This window comes from Lascolabacillus massiliensis (assembly GCF_001282625.1).
Taxonomy (GTDB): Bacteria; Bacteroidota; Bacteroidia; order Bacteroidales; family Dysgonomonadaceae; genus Proteiniphilum; species Proteiniphilum massiliensis.
Map to the genome: position 1 here is coordinate 395,733 of NZ_CTEJ01000002.1, position 17,973 is coordinate 413,705.

The 17,973-nt window shown below is 38.6% G+C and carries 13 protein-coding genes and 1 pseudogene; 4 read left to right on the forward strand and 10 right to left on the reverse strand.

Features of this window, described 5'->3' with window-relative positions; genetic code table 11:
* The first annotated feature begins 134 nt into the window (after positions 1–134).
* A complete protein-coding gene (locus BN1354_RS06450) occupies positions 135–1,166 on the forward strand; it encodes an AAA family ATPase (protein WP_053826586.1) in 1,032 nt (343 codons plus the stop codon).
* On the opposite strand, the gene BN1354_RS06455 is transcribed toward BN1354_RS06450, so the two are convergent.
* The gene (locus BN1354_RS06455; RefSeq protein ID WP_053826587.1) at positions 1,163–3,709 is read right to left on the reverse strand and encodes a S8 family serine peptidase; all 2,547 of its coding nucleotides are present in this window, start codon (positions 3,707–3,709) and stop codon (positions 1,163–1,165) included. The two genes, BN1354_RS06450 and BN1354_RS06455, sit on opposite strands and share 4 nt — an antisense overlap.
* A gap of 141 nt (positions 3,710–3,850) precedes the next feature.
* On the opposite strand from BN1354_RS06455, the pseudogene BN1354_RS11920 reads away from it, so the two are divergent.
* Positions 3,851–4,152: pseudogene (locus BN1354_RS11920) on the forward strand (nucleotidyl transferase AbiEii/AbiGii toxin family protein); the annotation flags it as partial.
* Positions 4,153–4,163: 11 nt separating this feature from the next.
* Here BN1354_RS11920 and BN1354_RS06465 read toward each other — a convergent pair.
* From BN1354_RS06465 to BN1354_RS06490, 6 genes are all read right to left on the reverse strand, one after another.
* Entirely contained in the window at positions 4,164–4,580 is a 417-nt protein-coding gene (locus BN1354_RS06465; protein WP_053827230.1) for a putative quinol monooxygenase, read from the reverse strand.
* A gap of 253 nt (positions 4,581–4,833) precedes the next feature.
* Complete coding sequence (locus BN1354_RS06470; protein ID WP_053826589.1) at positions 4,834–6,651, reverse strand: RagB/SusD family nutrient uptake outer membrane protein; 1,818 nt, start codon at positions 6,649–6,651, stop codon at positions 4,834–4,836.
* A 20-nt stretch (positions 6,652–6,671) separates the two neighbouring features.
* Positions 6,672–10,259 carry a TonB-dependent receptor gene (locus tag BN1354_RS06475; protein WP_197272025.1) on the reverse strand — a complete coding sequence of 1,196 codons (3,588 nt, stop codon included), beginning with the start codon at positions 10,257–10,259 and terminating at the stop codon, positions 6,672–6,674.
* Positions 10,260–10,356: 97 nt separating this feature from the next.
* Positions 10,357–11,715: a FecR family protein gene (locus BN1354_RS06480; RefSeq protein WP_053826590.1), complete on the reverse strand. Its 1,359-nt coding sequence runs from the start codon at positions 11,713–11,715 to the stop codon at positions 10,357–10,359.
* Between the two features lie 87 nt (positions 11,716–11,802).
* A complete protein-coding gene (locus BN1354_RS06485; protein WP_053826591.1) occupies positions 11,803–12,348 on the reverse strand; it encodes an RNA polymerase sigma factor in 546 nt (181 codons plus the stop codon).
* Positions 12,349–12,623: 275 nt separating this feature from the next.
* A complete protein-coding gene (locus BN1354_RS06490) occupies positions 12,624–13,136 on the reverse strand; it encodes a helix-turn-helix domain-containing protein (RefSeq protein ID WP_053826592.1) in 513 nt (170 codons plus the stop codon).
* A 273-nt stretch (positions 13,137–13,409) separates the two neighbouring features.
* On the opposite strand from BN1354_RS06490, the gene BN1354_RS06495 reads away from it, so the two are divergent.
* Positions 13,410–14,042, forward strand: coding sequence for a DUF6266 family protein (locus BN1354_RS06495; RefSeq protein WP_053826593.1), 633 nt, complete (start codon positions 13,410–13,412; stop codon positions 14,040–14,042).
* A 4-nt stretch (positions 14,043–14,046) separates the two neighbouring features.
* Here BN1354_RS06495 and BN1354_RS06500 read toward each other — a convergent pair whose 3' ends face one another.
* A complete protein-coding gene (locus BN1354_RS06500) occupies positions 14,047–14,493 on the reverse strand; it encodes a helix-turn-helix domain-containing protein (protein ID WP_053826594.1) in 447 nt (148 codons plus the stop codon).
* A 216-nt stretch (positions 14,494–14,709) separates the two neighbouring features.
* The gene (locus tag BN1354_RS06505) at positions 14,710–15,909 is read right to left on the reverse strand and encodes an NAD(P)/FAD-dependent oxidoreductase (protein WP_053826595.1); all 1,200 of its coding nucleotides are present in this window, start codon (positions 15,907–15,909) and stop codon (positions 14,710–14,712) included.
* 218 nt (positions 15,910–16,127) lie between these two features.
* On the opposite strand from BN1354_RS06505, the gene BN1354_RS06510 reads away from it, so the two are divergent.
* A complete protein-coding gene (locus BN1354_RS06510; RefSeq protein WP_053826596.1) occupies positions 16,128–17,585 on the forward strand; it encodes an alpha-amylase in 1,458 nt (485 codons plus the stop codon).
* Here the strand turns inward: BN1354_RS06510 and BN1354_RS12075 are convergent.
* Entirely contained in the window at positions 17,572–17,823 is a 252-nt protein-coding gene (locus tag BN1354_RS12075) for a hypothetical protein (RefSeq protein WP_053826597.1), read from the reverse strand. The two genes, BN1354_RS06510 and BN1354_RS12075, sit on opposite strands and share 14 nt — an antisense overlap.
* Positions 17,824–17,973: the final 150 nt, after the last annotated feature.

Sequence of the window (17,973 nt, forward strand, 5' to 3'; positions counted from 1 at the left end):
GAATATTTCAATACTTCCGAATACAATCAATCAGTTGAGTAGTTTGTTTAAATGAAACAGATTTGAAATAGAGGTACCAAAAGTTTGCATTATAAATAAAATGGAGTTATTTTGTACTCAAATTACAGATTATCATGAGTCAGTACGATTTAATAAAAGATATAGCCAAATACAGCTTTAATGACGATAAAGATCAGCTTATTCAGAGATTAAATGATCTTGTTGAGCATTCTAGACGTACTAAAAGAACCAATTTCGCAATTCAGCTTCAATCAATAATTAAGGATGGAATCAGAAGGCAGGAATTGGGTGGAATGTCTTTATATGGCTCATCAAAATTTAAACAACTTGAAGAAGACAAGGAGATTCAGGAACTTATTATTGAAAAGTTAACCTCAGATTATAAGTTATCAGATTTAATAAGTTCAGTTGAAACAAAAAGAGAATTATCCTATTTCCTCAAAGAGCAGCACTCGATAGATATGCTGAATACCCTGGACCTTCCTGCAGCAAATAAAGTATTACTCTATGGACCATCAGGCTGTGGCAAGACATTGGCATCCTATGTAATTGCCGGTGAAATGAAGCGTATGATGTATGTGGTTAATTTGGGAGCTATTGTGTCATCAAAGCTAGGAGAAACAAGCAAGAACCTTTCTAAACTCTTTAAAATAGCTTCAGAAGAAGATTCTATAATTTTTTTAGATGAATTTGACAGCCTAGGTAAGGTAAGAGACTATGACCAGGATCATGGTGAAATGAAACGTGTAGTCAATACAATACTACAGCTGTTTGATTTCCTGCCAAAACGCACTGTTGTTATTGCTGCAACAAATCAGATTAATATGATTGACGAAGCGTTGATCAGAAGGTTTGATCTTTCTTTAAAGTTAGATCTGCCAAATAAAGATCAGATTAAAGAACTGGTTAAGAATACTCTTAAAAACAAGAAAATCACATTCGACAATAAAACAAAGGCAAACCAAATCATAAATAAATGTATAGGATTATCCTATTATATAATTCAGCATACACTTCTTACAGCCCTTAAACGTAGTTTACTAGATCTGGAAGTCGACATTCTGCCAAATAAAATAATTATTAACACCACAGTTTGGAACTCACTAATTGAAAAGGAGATTCAAAACAGAAATAGCGAATATTAATTCGCTATTTCTATTTCCAGGGATGTATCTAAACTAGCAACTGCCTTAACATCATTTATCGCACTTATTTTTTCATATAGATTATCTTCCAAATCAATACTATCATACTCTTCAATTGTAATAACTAGAGAGTAAGGGTGTTCAATATTTTTTGCCACACTCTTTTTAGTTAAGCATCTCACTGCTACCGCAATTTCATTATCAACTTTCTGCAAATCGCCTATATTGATATTCATTTTCATTTTTTGCGTATTCGAAAATATCTGGCGATTAACAAAGCCAAAATCTTCTGACCATGAGTTGCTGCTTTTAATATCTAATATATCATGCCGATCCTCAGTTTTAATTAAAGGTTCCCTATTCTTATCTTTTTCATTTGACAAAATTCTTGCAGTTTCATCACTACTGCTTTGAGCATTATATATGTTAAAGCTAATATGCAGGCTATTATATTCAATTGAATTGTTGTTTATGGGATTGAACTTAAAACATATAGTTCCGGTAATCGAAAGGACACTACATTTACTGGACTCTAAGAGATATTTTGGGAGTTTAATATGTCTGACCTGAAAATGATCTGATTTTATAGTATCCTCAATAATAAATGTGACTCTCTTATTTGTCGAGTTAAGACATTTATCTTCGACTGGTACACCATGTCCTTCAATGTATTTAGCAAGTCTTTCACAACTATATTTCCTGGATATTAAACTTTTCTCTGTACTTGATAAACCATTAAAGGGACAGCCATATATTTTTTTTGATTCTATATCTTTCAACTTATTAATAGTATCAGACAGGAGAGTTCCTATTTTAGTGCTCTCTGCTGAGTTAATTAACAGTGCTTTTACACTTTGCATATTAATATCCGGATACCTTGCTATTATTTTAGCTGCTAAATTCGCTGCCAAGGGAGCAGCTAAGCTGGTTCCCGAGAGTTTAACATAGTAATCCATCAGCTGACCTCTACCAAGAACTTCCATCTTGGAATCATCGGTTTCCCAATCACCTCCAGGCATTAGAATGTCAGGTTTGAAAATATTATAATTCTTTTGATGTTTATTAAAATCGCTCTCATTTATTTGTTGTGTATAGTCTATATGATATTTCCGGCTGAAATAAGATGGTAGTTCATGTGATATTGTTAAATCGGTACGGTTGTCATAAATGTTACTTGCAATTGCTCCAACAGTGATGTTATTCATACTTTCAGAAGGTGATCCAATATTTGTTGGTTGGCTGTAACATTGATTATGTTCATTATAAAAATGATTTGGATAATTAACCAAACTAGTATCTTCACTTAACTCACACTTTACATATTCTCTATAATCTTCCGATAAATTTCCTGCAGCGATAAATATTAAAAGGTCATAAATATAAGCCAATTCATCCAACATTTTAGCATATTCCGAATAATCAGCATTATATTCGAAACTATACGGATTACATATCGACAAGTTAAATATTCTGATATTATGCACTTTATGCGCTTCTATAATTGCATTCTTTAGTTTTATAAAAGAAAAGTTTCCCTCTTCTTTATAAATAACCTGGATTGAAAATAGATTTGCGGACGACACTTTAAGTCTCTTACCGTTACTTAAATCCGTACCAAAAGCCACAAGTGATGCTACACTTGTTCCGTGACTGTCTCCAATTCCGCAAGATCGATCCAATATTGAAATTTCTCCAACCAATAATGGCTTTAATGGATCGATATCACCTATACCTGTATCAATAACACCTACTACCGGTAAATTATCATTCTTTTCTGTGTAAAAACCCCAACCAAGCTTTTTTGTACCAAAAGCACTTGGACTAACATGCATAGGTGGATTTGATTGTACCTTTTGAATTACATCAAAATTATTTACTATTTCATCAATATAACTATTTGCATTTCTTATCTCTATTAATCCGTTTGTATCCGATGAAAAGTCTATATGGTTTGCTTCTAAATATGATATCAACTCATTATGGATTGTATCCCAGCGTTCTTCACCCTTTAACCCATCTGTAAGAGAGACTGTTATCATATCATCTGAAATGCTTCTCTTTATTTTGTCGGATGATAAAAACTCAAAGGAATGAATGATTGTAATTATACTCCAGTCATGATCTGAAGGCTTTTCAGCATCAGAGCTATTATAAAACTTTTCAATCAGGTTAATGAATTTGGAAAACAGTTTTTCATTACTTATATAGAAAAGAACAGTCTTATTGAAAGCTCTTTGACTAACAGGAATTAAGCCATAGATCTTTTTATAATAATCTTTATTTGGAATATCATTATTGAACTGGTCAAAGAAATTAATCTCTATATATTCCAAAATATATGGCAATTCAATAGTTCTTTGTAATTTCCTAAGATTTCTTTTTTGTTTAAAATCCTCATGACTATGCTTTAACCGTTCTTTCTGGAATGAATAATCTTTTACTACAACTTTTTTATTTTTATTTTTATTTTTCCTATATCTGGATGTGTTAATTTTAGTTGATATGCCCAACGGATTTTTGAGAATTAGATGAGGGTATTTCATAGCTTATTTAAAAATTATTCATGAGTTGTTTTTCTGAATTAAAATTATGTTAAGAAATGATTCCTCCTCAAATTTATCAATTTACTCTTTAATAAAAAAATATATAGAGTTTGTAGAGTAGTTTTCTGAAGTAGATGAATTATGATAGACAGAGCTTCTATAATGGCTTGGAATGAGTTCGTTCCATGGACTGATTTTGCAATGGTTGAACAAGATTTGATAATCAGCCGTGCATTGGTGGATATATTTAGTGATGAATTCTTGAGGGAGCAATGCTATTCAGGATGGAGTCTGAAATACCTCCGGTGCAACCTATACGCTTAAAAGTAGAGATAAATTGTAAAGAGCATTTCAGTGTAATGGGATTCCATAAAATTCCATTCGAGGTGAACAACAAGTGGTTCAGTGGTAATTGTGAGATAACAACTTATACTCTTGAAGAAAAAACGGTACTTCACTTCACTTTTCTAAAAATCATAGGCATAGCTTCAGGATCTATAGCTTCCATATCTACCAGCCTCAATGACTTAACCATATTTAGTGTATTGGTTTTATAATATTTGAAGTGTGGTGTTTGTAAATGAGCTTCATAAGCTTCTTTGCTTGAATATATTTCCAAAATCCTGATTTCGGTAGGATTCTCCTTCTGATACATAGGATAAATTGATATTACTCCTGTCTCCAGCCTAACTGAAGCTTGAGCTTCCTCTTTCAGAATTGATAAATACTCATCAAGGTAATTGGGGTCGATTACTATTTCTGAGATTCTGATAATCATATTATTTAAATCTACAATATTTTCATTCCGTACTTGCTGTTTACAAGAAAAAGCAGCTATCATAATCACGATAAGTGTCATTATTTTTCTCATGTTATTCATCATTTTTACAATAAGGCGGCACTAAACAATTCGCTTTAGGAGCTTTGTTAATTCTACAAAGTTATTAATTTCAGCAAACTAACAAACTGATCATTACAGAAAAGAAGCAACCTTTTCTCTAAAAAAGTTGCTTCTCCAATCTTTCAGTAATAACTTTACCTGTTTGCAGTATTATTACATTAGATTTCTAAAATTATTACCTAAGATTTCTAAACCTGGTTCAAATTATATTCCTGTCAAAATATCACTCCCATCCCGGGTTTTGTGTTAAGTTAGGATTTGTCAAAATATGAGTTTCAGGAATTGGGTAATAGTAGTTCTTATCCTCCCATTTCCTCTTTATATTGTGCAGCCAGATGATCTCACCATGATCACCCTCTCTCAGCTTATATGGATTAGGCTGTCCGCCATAAGTCTCGCTCACCGGTATTGCAGGATAAGGAGGAGTAGTTGCAGGCGGAGTAATATAATATACAACATCGGGTGTACCATCCTGATTCAGATCCAGCGGAGTATCAATTGCAGGCACATACATACCGTTCCACTCCATCTCAAGCAGCTCACCTCTTTTCCATCTCATCAGGTCATAAAACCTGAATCCCTCCATAGCAAGCTCAATACCACGATCCCTTCTGATCTCAAGGATAACAGGATCTGTGATATCAGGGAAATAGGTCTCCTGCAGATAAGGATCAACCACGGTAGGCTTCGTTGTAAGTCCCCCCGTAATCCCTGCTCTTTCTCTGAGCGCACCAATCGTCATCGCCCAATCAGCATCAGTTAGCATACCCAGCTCAGCCTTCGCCTCAGCATAGTTCAGCAGCACCTCACCATAGCGGAAGAGAGAAACAGAGTTGTAGTTAAGGTCACGCGTATCAATATTGGTATCATCCAGCGTCCACTTAATCGGCTGATAACCTGTATAAGAGTAGAGCATATCAGGAGCCACCTTAAACGGAACATTATTTCTCAGTCGCTCAAAATCACCCAACCTGATAGTCTGCTTCAGCCTCTTATCCCTGTCGGCAGTCTCCTCCCAGAACGGCATAGTCTCATATCCCGGAGTATCTGTGAAAGGAGTACCATCAATCTTCAGATAAGTATTAATGAAAGAGCGGGTGAAATTAAACCTGATACCGGTTGTTGTACTGGTATAATACCAGTTGGCAGCATGAAGCAATCCCAGATCAGCATCCCTTATCACAGCCATCATAATCTCATCAGCAACAGGTGCACCGCTGGAGAAAATATTCCTGTATGATCTGTCGGTACCGGCACCGGTGTAAAGTTTGAAACCTGACTCATCCATTACCTTCTTCGCCGCATTGGCAGCTTCGTTGAGCCATTCATTGGCACTGCCCTGCAATCCCAGTTCAGTGTGATACTTGCGGTATGTACCTTCGTACAGACAAACCCTCGCTTTAAAAGCATAGGCAACCCACTTGGTAACAAGACTGCGTGTACCGTCGTTAGTCATAGTGATATTCTCACAAGCAAAGTTCAGGTCGGCCAGCACCGAATCCATCACCAGCGTTCTCGGATCACGAGGTTTATACAGATCGGGATCCTCAACATCAAGCGCCTTTCCAATCCATGGCACATCACCATAACGTTTCACCTTTTCAAAATAGAAGTAAGCCCTGAAGAAACGTGCCAGACCAATATAGTGGTTTCTTACAGAAAGCGGCACATTCTCATCTGTACAGTTCTGTATGAAGAAGTTGAAATTCCTCAAACTTCCCCAACCCCAGTTTCTGTCACTTCCCAACGCTACAACATCACCACCAGATGCACTGCTGTCGTCTGATGAAGTGGGACTGAACGCATTCTCCATTATAAATGCAGGTGCCCCTCTTCTCGCGGTATAGTCCGCCATATTATCGGCAGTATGGATATTATTCGCACTCGGCAGGAAATCATAAAATGAGTATGAGTATAACCTTAATCCATTTTCGCTGCCAAAAACTGCATTCTTAGATGCTGTATCCTGCGGCAACTGTTCCAGGTCGCAACTAGCCACAAGAGCGGTAATTATTATGAGTATAAAATATTTTATTTTCATTTGAATCGTTTTAAAGGTTATTAGAATGTTACTGATAAACCAACGCTGATGCTCTTCAGCATGGGGTAGTTGTATCCATCACCTGATCCACCGTCGGACAGTTTCATGTCGGACGGACCGGCATTCTCAACATCTATATCTCTTGTGATTTTGTAGAGGGGCGACCAAGTCCACAGGTTTTCTCCTGAAAGATATACTTTCAGCGCTTCTGCCCCAATCACAGACTTCACATTCTCCGGAAGGTTATAGCCCACCTGTACATTTTTCATTCTTATGTATGCAATATTCTGAAGATATTTTGTCTGCGGATTATCAGTCAGAATACCATCTGTTCTGTTGGCGACACGACCAACATACCTCGGCATGTAAGCATCCGGGTTCTCCGGTGTCCAGTGGTTGTCAAGATGCCACCTTGGGAGATAGTTGTACGGACGGTTATACTGCCCCCAGAACACACTCGCTTCGGAATTTGGCCACCAATCCTGCTTACCCACACCTTGGAAGAAAGAAGAGAAGAAGAAATTGTTCCAGTCGGCACCCAGATTAATACTATAAGTATATCTTGGTCTCGAGTTACCAATAATTTTTCTGTCACCTGTATCCCCCACACGGTTGGTACCCGGATCAATCTTTCCGTCACCATTAATATCCTTCAGTTTGATATCACCCGGATAGATGATTCTGGCGTTGGTAGTCTTGAACCTGCTCTGATCGGCGTGACTGTCTATATCAGCCTGATCCTTGAAGAAACCATCATTTGTGTAACCCCAGATCTCACCAATCACCATACCTGCGTAGTAGTCGTCCAGCCTCTTCTCAGGATTGTTATATCTTGTTACTACAGATTTATTATCAGCCAGTGTAACCCTTACATCATAATTAAATGGCTTATTACCTGCTGTGAACTTATCCCTCCAGGTAAGAGAAACCTCCCAACCCTTAGTCTCAAGGTCGGCATAATTACCCCTTGGCGATGTAGCACCAAATACAGCAGGAAGAGTCATACCAATTGTAAACATATCCTTAGTATCACGCTGATAGAGGTCACCCACAAAAATCAAACGGTTAGAGAGGAACGACATATCCAGACCGAAGTTGGTTGTTGTTGAAGTTTCCCATGTTAGTCCGTCGGGTAATACGCTGGGGCGACTGGTCAGCTGTGGCTGTGTACCTCCAAGCAGGCGGCCTGACTGACTGATATTGAATATCTCCTGATAGAGATATGGAGCGATGCTACCATTACCCAGCGATCCGTAAGATGCTCTCAGCTTCAGGTCGGATATTGCAGTGTAGGGAACTTTCCAGAAAGGCTCCTGCGACACCCTCCATCCTGCGGAGAATGATGGGAAGAAAGCGTATCTCTCATTTTCAGGGAATTTTGAAGAACCGTCATACCTGCCGTTGATCTCGATCAGATATCTGTCCTTATATGCATAGTTCAACCTTGAGAAACCACCAAAAATATTCCATGCCTGATAGCTTCCATCAATGTTGATACCATCACCCAAAGCCAAACTCAGGTCGATTGCATCTTCAAAGATCAAACCATTTCTTTCAGCTTCAAGTTTTTTGTAGAGCGACTGCTCATAGTTGACTCCCGCCATAAACTTAATATAGTGAGCATCATTAAACATCTTCTCAAACTCACCATAAAGGTTGGTAGCCAAATACTGAGTCTCACGCCAAATATCCCTCAGGTCGTTCGTAGAAGCACCCACATAAGATATCTCACCCGGCTTCTTTGAATAAGGCACCTGCACCTGTCTGCGCTTCTCATTATCATCAGTAATCTGATAAGTGAAGTCGCCCCTCACACGAAACACATTTTCGAAGAAGCTGGCAGTGAAACCAGTTGTATTTTTAAATATTCTCTTCACATTGTCATACCCGTTCTTGCCATACCACATATCACCAACATGATACACGGCAGTGTGAGAAAGAGTACCGTCAGGATTGAACATAGGCGACATAGGGTTACCCTCGTCAGATATATTTCTCCATACACCACTACCCTCACCAACATTCAGAGGAGTATGATAAGAGGTGCTTGAGAACTGAGTATTGTTATCTATGTTCAGCCATGGGAAGATCTGAATATTACCCTTACCCCTGAAGTTCATCATGTCATACTTATCAGTATTGTAACGGAACAGACCATTTTGTCCCATATACCTGCCTGTAACCATGTAGTTAAGTTTGCCCGTACTGCCTGACAATGTCACATTATGTTCATTTGCAACTGTGAACTTCTTGTATAGCTCTTCATACCAGTTGGTACTGTAATAATAAACATACTCACCATTTGCAGGGTTGATCTCCCACTGCTCGGCAAATTCATTCGGGTGTTCCGATCTGTATTTCAGCTGTTCAAGATACTCCTGAGAGAAGCGGATAGTCTTGTTTGCCGCACTTGGGAAAGATCCCTCCCAGTTGTAGTGCGATTCGTTAAACATCTTTGCCCATGTATATCCATCCCACACATAGTCGGGCATCACCACAGGATTCTTGAGCGACAGATTGGTTGTATATGTAAGATTCATCTTCTCCTTTGCAGGATTCTTTGTAGTGATCAGTACCACACCAAACGCACCACGCGCTCCATAGATGGATGCAGAAGCAGCGTCCTTAAGTACAGATATACTCTCGATATCGTTAGGGTTGATCAAACTTGGATCACCCTCCACACCATCAATAAGAATAAGAGCATCACCACCCTGACCAATAGAGGTTGTTCCCCTGATATTATATGCAGGAGCCTGATTTGGTCTACCATCAAGCGGCTTGATATTAAGGTTGGGAATCACACCCTGCAAACCCTGTGTAACATTGGTCACAGTACGATTCTCAAACACCTCGCTCGATACCTGGTCGACCGACCCTGTCAAACTCGCCTTTCTCTGTGTACCGTAACCTACTACAACAATCTCTTCGAGCGATTCAATATCCTCCACGAGAGTAATTGTAAAGCGTGTCTGCCCCGATGTGTTTATCACCTGGGCAATATAACCTATATATGATACCTGGATAGAGGCATTGTTGGCAACCTCAAGAGTGAAATTACCATCAACATCAGTTATCGTACCATTTGTAGTACCCATCTCCACGATATTAGCACCAATAATGGAGATACCATTATCATCATGCACATTTCCGGTTATCACCTTCCTGTTCTGCTGCATAACCTTCTCAACAGCACTCTTCATTGCCTCAGCTTCAGGAACTCTGTTTTTCTCCATACCCTTTTCCCCGGATATGGTAACCTGGCGGTTCACAACTGTGTAAACAAGATCAGTCTTATCCAGAATGATATCAAGGATTTCATTAATCGACTTATCATGAAAATCAGCGTCCACTCTTCTGTTGAGTTCGGAGTATGCATTATCAATAATGATAAAGAGATAATCGCTGCTATTTTCTATCTCGTTGAAAGCCTGCTTCAGTGTTATTCCATTAAGGTCAACCGATATCGATTTTGTCTGCGAGAAACTGTTCTCTGCAGAAATGGATAAAACAAAAAGTAACGTTATTGCGAGATATAATTTCATGACTTTTAGAATCTTGTTGTCCTTTTTCGTAATATTTTCTTTACGGTTTTGTTTTTCTTGCATAACTTTGTCTTTGAATTTTAATTTGTTATAGCTAATTAGGATTCACATAGTCGGATAGTACGGGGGTATTAATCCGACTTTTTTAGTTTTTTCAGTATCATTCAATCAGTCTCTTCATAGGCTCAATATTTAGGTCGTTAATATATATCATACTATCACTCTCTTTTTCATAACTCAGGTGAGTAAGGTTTGTAAACGCATCCAGCACATCATCAAGGTTATCCGACAGGAACAGTTTGCCCATGCATCTGTGAACCGACAGATCCATCTCGTTACTAAACCTGAATTTAACATTATAATACCTGCTTATCTTCATCAGCAGATCGGTCAGCGGAATATTGTTCAGCTCCAGGTAACCCTTCATCCAGCTTATATATTCCGAAACATCAATATTTTTGCATAAAATCTTCCCTTCGGCAAACTCAGCCTTCTGGTTGGGCTTAAGCAACAGAGAGCTGCCAGAATTCTCAATCTCAACGGAACCCTCCAACAGCACAACCGACTCGCTCATCTCGTCGGCATATGAAGAGAGGTTAAAAGAGGTGCCGTGGACGGTGATGATCGACTTAGGTGTGCGAATTATAAAGGGTTTTTTCTCATCTTTCTCCACCTCTATAAAGATCTCACCGCTCACAGATATCTCCCTTTTGTCGTTATCAAACTCTGTAGGGAACTCAATGGTTGTTCCGGAATTAAGATAAACCATCGAACCATCCGACAGCAAAATCGAAGATCTGTGACCATAAGGAACCACCAGCCTGTTGCTCACATTATCCAGCAGCATCTCATGATCCGAATCAGCATCCTCAATCAATGCAGTTTTATCCTTCCCGGAGATTTTCAGTGCAGAGTTATTATCGAGCGCCATAACACGGTTACCACTATAAAGCTGCACAGAATTGTCGGGCATAACCTCACCAATTGACGCAACCTCCGGCTCACTTTCAGATTTCTTTATGTCAGTAAAATAGAGAGTTGTGATAAGAGCGATAAGAGCAACAGCAGCTGCAGAAGTTATATAATATATAATTTTAGGTTTTGCTTTCTTAGACTTTTGATTATCAATGGAATCTTGATTCTTGCCTGAGAATTGATTGTTACCTGAAACCTGATTCTTTCCTGAAACCTGATTTTCCCAAGTAATCTTATCCTCTGTTGCATGATTAACTCCGGAGATTTGATTTTCTCCATTAATTTGCTTTTCCCCGATCAAAGAAATAGTATTAATTCTTTCAATCTCTTTTAACTCCCTTAGTGTTTTGGTTTCAAATTTAGCAGCAGGCAGATTATTAATACTTTCAAACTCCTCAATAGCCTTTTCAAACGGAGTCTTCAGGTGATCATTTTTCGTAATGAACTCATCCCAGAACCGATCCAGCTCTTTAGAGGGATACAACCGCCAGTAAATGAACAGTTCATCACTCAAAAAGTCCTCAATGCTATAATAGGGTTTCATCGCCTTTTTTGTTCAAAGACGATTACAACTATTGAAACAAGACATAATTAACAGTTATTAACGTAAGTTGAATAAAAAATAATTTATTTATGATAAGATCATCTCCGGGTGAGCACTCTGTATCTTCTTTATGGATCGGGAGATCGACCTCCTCACAGCATCCGGAGTAATATCAAAAATTGTGGCAATCTCATCTGCCGACATGTTAAGCTGGTAATAATAGTGCAAAATCCTGCGCTGTTTGGGAGAGATCGACTGCATAAACCTCTCCACCTCAAGCTTCATATACAACTCACTTTCGGTAAGTATAATACTCTCTATCACACTATCCTCATACTTCTGAAATACTTCATCCTTATCAATAACACTTCTGCGCCTCTCCTCCTGGTGGTAGTCGAACAGTCGGTTCTTCAACGAATTTAGCAGATAAAACTCAATCCTTTTCACATGAGTGAGCTTCTCCCTGTTACAACAAATTTTAATAAAAATATCCTGAATAGCATCCTCACAAGTTTTCTGATCGAACCCGATTTTCAATCCATATGCCTTCATCTTTTCAAAGCTTATAAGATAGACCTCTGAAAGTGAATCATTATCACCATCCAAATATTTTATCCAGGCATTTTCGATCATTACATGAGCTTAGATTTGAATTAATCTTTATAAACCAAGTTGCAATTTTCTATCAACAGAAATGAAACTTATTAATACAAATGTAATAAATTAAATTTGGTATAACTCTCTTATTAAACCAATATAACCGTTAAATCGTTCATTTTATTTAAAGATAAACAATGAATTGTCTATACCTGGGCCGTAACAACATCAATGTAACATCAATGCAACATCAATGCAACATCGTCAAACAATGATGTTGGTACGGACTATGTACCTATAATATAGAGTGATTACTGTGGTTGATTTATAAACCTGGTTGGAATCCTTCGTTCCTTATCCCTATGTTTGAGTGGACAGACCCCAAAATATTTCTTATAAGTGTTGGTTAGGTGGGCGGGACTGTTAAAGCCTAACTTAGTGGCAATTTCTGCCATATGCATATCTGTATTTATCACGAGAGAATGAACATCTTCCATTTTTCGTTTAAGTATCCACTGATAAACTGTATCACCAAAGTGAATCTTAAAATGTCGCTGGAAAGTTCTGAGACAATCATAACCACATCGTCTGGCCAGCTCAGAGGCGTTCACCCCGGTTGCGTAGTTCTGTATAACTGAAAATTTGAAAGAGTCTGAGGTGATGGAATTGGGATAAACCTTCATCACAACAATCTTATCTTCGAATGTCGATTTTAATTCTGCCTTGGTGCCATCTTTGAAGATTATCTCCAAACCTTTGACATCCTTTGCCAGAAATTTTTCGTATTGTTTGTCTTCAAGTTTTTTTAAGCCCTGTTTGTTCATCACTTATTTACAATAATTGGACATTTATACCTGATTAAAAAACCAAGTATTAATGTTTTCCCAATATATTATGGTTATTAATTAATTATGTAGAAGACTGTGGTAAGCTTCTTGTTTCAAGGCCCCAAATATAAACATTAATTCTTTTGAATCGATATATATTATTTTTTTTTTCGTTAAAAAAACAGCTGTTCAGACAGGTTCTAAATGGGAAAAAAAGTTTGAAAAGTGTCCAAATTTAGTTATATTGCAGGATAACGAAAATCTAACGAAATGGGAAAAATCGATATTAACAGTTTGGGTATTTCCGGGAAGATAGGACCAATTATTGCATATGTTACTAAAACCGGAAAACAGGTATTTAAAAAATATGTCGTGCCCAAAGATCCGAGAACTGAGAAACAGCTGGCATCGAGAATGAGGTTTGGACTTGCCAACAGTGCGGCATCACCTCTCAATAAAGCATTAAAACGAAGTTTCAGCAATCAGGCAAATGCATACAGGAAAACGGTCTCCCAAATCCTGAAGAATGCTATACAGGGTGAGTATCCCGACTATAGCGTTGACTACAGCAGGATAAAGATTGCAGAGGGAGAACTTGAGTCACTTCCGGGCGTGACAATGAGCTGCGATATTGAATCGGCCACAGCATCATTCAAATGGGATGGAGAGTTTAACAGCAGCTCCCACAGGGAAGGAGCAGTTGACAAGGTGAATTTTATCTGTCTTAATGAAACTATATCGAAAGCAAAAAGCTTTATAGACTGCGCTCTGCGTCAAAATGGTAATGCAGAGATTAATCTTAGCGACATAATAAGCAGCAAAAGAGATAAATTGCACTTCTGGGTTTACCTCACATCGACAGATGGGAGGAATTCGGCAGGATACTATGCAGGAAGCAGTTAGCCTGTCAGCTCAAACCCTCCTGTTCACGGTGTTTCTGGGGACAAACTCCAAACTGTCTCTTATAAGCGTTAGTCAGGTGAGCGGGACTTTTAAATTTGAACTTTTTTGCGATTTCCGACATCTGCAGATCTGTATTTAAGACCAGAGAAGAAACATCCTCCATTTTAGTCCTAAAGATCCAGTTATAAGTTGTGTCACCAAAATGCTTCTTAAAGTGACGCTGGAAAGTCCTGAAACACTCATAACCACACTTTTCAGCCAGCTCAGCAGCTGTAATTCCGTTTGAGTAATTCTCGTAAACCGATACAACGAAAGGATTCTTTGCCCGGGGTAAAACCTTCATCACAACAATTTTATTGTTGGACGACGTCTTCAAGTTAGTCTTGGTACCATCTTTAAATTTCACCTCCAGGTGCCTGACATCTTGTGCCAGATAACTTCTATAATTCATATATTTTATTGATTAAATATGGAAGCTGGATTTATTAATTATTTACAACCTAATTGAGTCTGCAAATGTAATATTTTATTTTTACATATCGATATATATAATTATTTTATTAACAGAAAAAGGCATAAAAAACCACAACAGGTTGAAATTTTTGCTAATAAGCTGTATTTATCAACAGGTTGCAGAATTATATAATTCTAACAAATCGGGAGAAAATCAACGGTTAAATCTGTAATAATACAACAGAGGATCATACTCCCCCGCAAGAATTTTAAGAACCAGATTCATCCCCTGAACAGAGAAAGTGATACCATTACCACCCAGTCCCAGTACAAAAATTGCATTTTTAAAATCAGGATGCTCACCAATGTAAGGCAAACCATCTTTAGTTGTACCAAAAGCACCCGTCCAATTATAATCCTCCTTAAAATAGATAGTCGGGAACAACCTCCTCAATTTCTCCTGAAGCCTCACTGCTTTCCGGTCCTTTATCTTATCACGAATCTCACCATTTCTGAAAGGCACATCCTCACCACCCACCAGCAGTCGCCTGTCATCAGTAGTACGCATATAAATATATGGCAAATCGGTATCCCAGATCAATATATCCTTCAACTCATCATATAGGTTAATATTCTGCTCGCTCACACAGGCGAAAGTACTAATTATATTTGCATATCTTTTTTTGAACATCCTGAATGTTTCAAAGCCAGTACAGAAAACAACCCGTTTGCACACCACTTTATAACCCTCTTCAGTAATTATTGTAACAGGAGAACCATAGTTTATTTTCTTGATCGATGTATGATCAAACACACGCAATCCCCTTTCGCTATTTTTACGAAACAGTTCATGAGCAAACATAAACGCATCTATCGATGCACCCTCTTCAGAAAGGATTCCGGGAAAAGACTCCATCTTATAATTTCTCTTTATAGTATCAGGGGAAAGCCATTCAACATTCAGTCCATACTTCTTCCGATACTCATACTCACTCTCCAGATCCTTTACAGCCTCCTTACTATGAGCAACCTGCAAAGATCTCTTCATTTCGAAACCGGCATCAAGATTTTCGGTTTTAACTAAATCATTCAGAATATTTATTGAATCAATACCGGCATTGTAACATGAAACCGCCCCTTCGGGTCCAATCATCTCCGCCAATTTAACCATCGGTGTATCAATCTCATACTGCAGCATAGAGGTAGTAGCAGCAGTACTCCCCGTACCAATATCACGCTTGTCGATAACCACCGTATCATACCCCGCTTTCAGCAAGGCGTGACTGATAAGCGATCCGGTGATACCACCACCGATAACAGCAATATCGCAATTAATATCACTTTCCAACGAAGGATAACTCTTCAATATCCCGTTTTTTAATAACCAAAAAGCTTCAGGTGTACGCAGTTTCATATTGTCCCAATTTTATAATACTACTCTTATAACAATATTAACCGCTAATTGTATCAATCTAATTCACAACAATATATAATAATCTATAATGCAGAAGATAGATGGAAAACCAAACCTTTTAGTTGTCTGTTTTTAATAAGTCTATCAGAGTCAATTAATTTGAAGAATCCAATAAGGGATTCAGTAATAGATAAACAATCAAACTAAAAGCAAAAAATATGCGTATAAATGGAATAATGTTTCAATACTTTGAATGGTTTCTTTCAGATGACGGAAGCTTGTGGAACAAGCTAAAAGGTGATGCGGAGCGACTCAAAGAGATAGGCATAACCGCGGTATGGATACCACCCTGTATAAAAGGAACAGGCTCCAACGATGTGGGATACGGAGCGTATGATCTTTACGACCTGGGGGAGTTTGACCAGAAAGGGACTGTACGCACAAAATATGGTACAAAAGAGGAGCTTCATCAGGCTATAGATGCCCTGCACGAGCAAGGAATAGGCGTATATGCCGATGTTGTGCTCAATCACAAAGGGGGTGGAGATGAGCTGCAGACCTTCACCGTGGTGGAAGTTAACCCTGAAGACAGGAACGAAGTGATATCAGAACCATTTGAGATTGAATCATACACCTCCTTCACCTATCCCGGGAGAAACGGAAAATACTCCGACTTCAAATGGAGCTGGGAACACTTCTCGGCAACGGACTATAACCACAGAGACCCAAAAGATGCAATCTATGTAATCCAAGGCGAAAATAAAGGAGTAAACCCCGATGATAAGTCGGTCGGCCAACAATTCGGCAACTTCGACTACCTCCTCTACAACGATATCGATTTCAAACACCCCGATGTACGTGAAGAGCTGAAAAGATGGATCAGCTGGTTTATCAATGAAACAAAAGTTGACGGCTTGCGGCTTGATGCAATAAAACATATGAGCGACTGGTTCATCAGGGAGTTTATCGGTCACGTTAGAGCAGAATTTGGAGAAGAATTTTTTATTGCAGGAGAATACTCCTATTATGTAGATATGGACCTCGACCCATTCCTTGCCAATGTAGAACATAGACTCGATCTGTACGATGTAGTACTCCACTACCACTTCAGGCAATGCAGTCTTGACGGTCCCGGCTACGACATGAGCACCATTTTAAACGACACCATTGTGGAGAAATATCCCGAACTGGCAGTCACCTATGTAAACAACCACGACTCCCATCTTGAAGATGAAGATCTCTATGTACTGGATTGGTTCAAACCCCTGGCATACGCACTGGTCCTGCTTCGTAAAGATGGTTACCCCTGTATATTCTTTGGCGACTACTATGGAATTGAGGGACCCAATCCACGTGAAGGACAACAATGGATAATTGATCAGCTGCTCGATATAAGGCGCGATTTTGCCTATGGCGACCAGGATGATTATTTTGACCATAACAGCATAGTAGCCTGGATACGTCGTGGCGATGAAAACCATCCCGATGGCTGCGTAGTAGTTATGAGCAATGACGAAGCAGGCGATAAGCGAATATTTGTGGGAGATGACTATTCAGGAACAGCATGGATTGATAAATTAGGCCATACAGAAGGAGAAATAATAATCGAAGAAGATGGTCACGCCAACTTCCCCGTTGGAGAAGGCTCCGTTTCAGTCTATATCAGGAAAGTTTAGACCGGTTGATACTATCCAGTGCCTTAATCAAATCAACACCCTTTCCCAGCACAGGAGAAAAGATATCACCCTTTTTAGCAATACGATCCAGCGCATTGCGAATGGTGAAATCCTGAATCGACAGATCTTTTTTATCCAGCATATCCAGATCGAGCGTACTGCTCTCCGTTGCCGAGTACAGTTTTACCGGAATATTCACCAGTCCGAACCCAATAGCCCCATTCCAAATTGGTTTCATAATTATAATATTTAGCTGCGATTAGTTATCTCATTTACAACGAATCACGTGAACAGCCCTGACAGCCATTTTTATTCATTTTAATTTGTCCACATATCGTAAATTTTTAGTATATTTGTGAAAAACCATATAATCAATAACAAGACAAAT

Bases quoted from the DNA above. Each gene is read 5' to 3' on its own strand.
- BN1354_RS06490 (WP_053826592.1), bottom strand. From the start codon at position 13,136: ATGAACAAACAGGGCTTAAAAAAACTTGAAGACAAACAATACGAAAAA.
- BN1354_RS06475 (WP_197272025.1), bottom strand. From the start codon at position 10,259: ATGCAAGAAAAACAAAACCGTAAAGAAAATATTACGAAAAAGGACAAC.
- BN1354_RS06485 (WP_053826591.1), bottom strand. From the start codon at position 12,348: ATGATCGAAAATGCCTGGATAAAATATTTGGATGGTGATAATGATTCA.
- BN1354_RS06505 (WP_053826595.1), bottom strand. From the start codon at position 15,909: ATGAAACTGCGTACACCTGAAGCTTTTTGGTTATTAAAAAACGGGATA.
- BN1354_RS06465 (WP_053827230.1), bottom strand. From the start codon at position 4,580: ATGAGAAAAATAATGACACTTATCGTGATTATGATAGCTGCTTTTTCT.
- BN1354_RS06455 (WP_053826587.1), bottom strand. From the start codon at position 3,709: ATGAAATACCCTCATCTAATTCTCAAAAATCCGTTGGGCATATCAACT.
- BN1354_RS06495 (WP_053826593.1), top strand. From the start codon at position 13,410: ATGGGAAAAATCGATATTAACAGTTTGGGTATTTCCGGGAAGATAGGA.
- BN1354_RS06500 (WP_053826594.1), bottom strand. From the start codon at position 14,493: ATGAATTATAGAAGTTATCTGGCACAAGATGTCAGGCACCTGGAGGTG.
- BN1354_RS06450 (WP_053826586.1), top strand. From the start codon at position 135: ATGAGTCAGTACGATTTAATAAAAGATATAGCCAAATACAGCTTTAAT.
- BN1354_RS06480 (WP_053826590.1), bottom strand. From the start codon at position 11,715: ATGAAACCCTATTATAGCATTGAGGACTTTTTGAGTGATGAACTGTTC.
- BN1354_RS12075 (WP_053826597.1), bottom strand. From the start codon at position 17,823: ATGAAACCAATTTGGAATGGGGCTATTGGGTTCGGACTGGTGAATATT.
- BN1354_RS06510 (WP_053826596.1), top strand. From the start codon at position 16,128: ATGCGTATAAATGGAATAATGTTTCAATACTTTGAATGGTTTCTTTCA.
- BN1354_RS06470 (WP_053826589.1), bottom strand. From the start codon at position 6,651: ATGAAAATAAAATATTTTATACTCATAATAATTACCGCTCTTGTGGCT.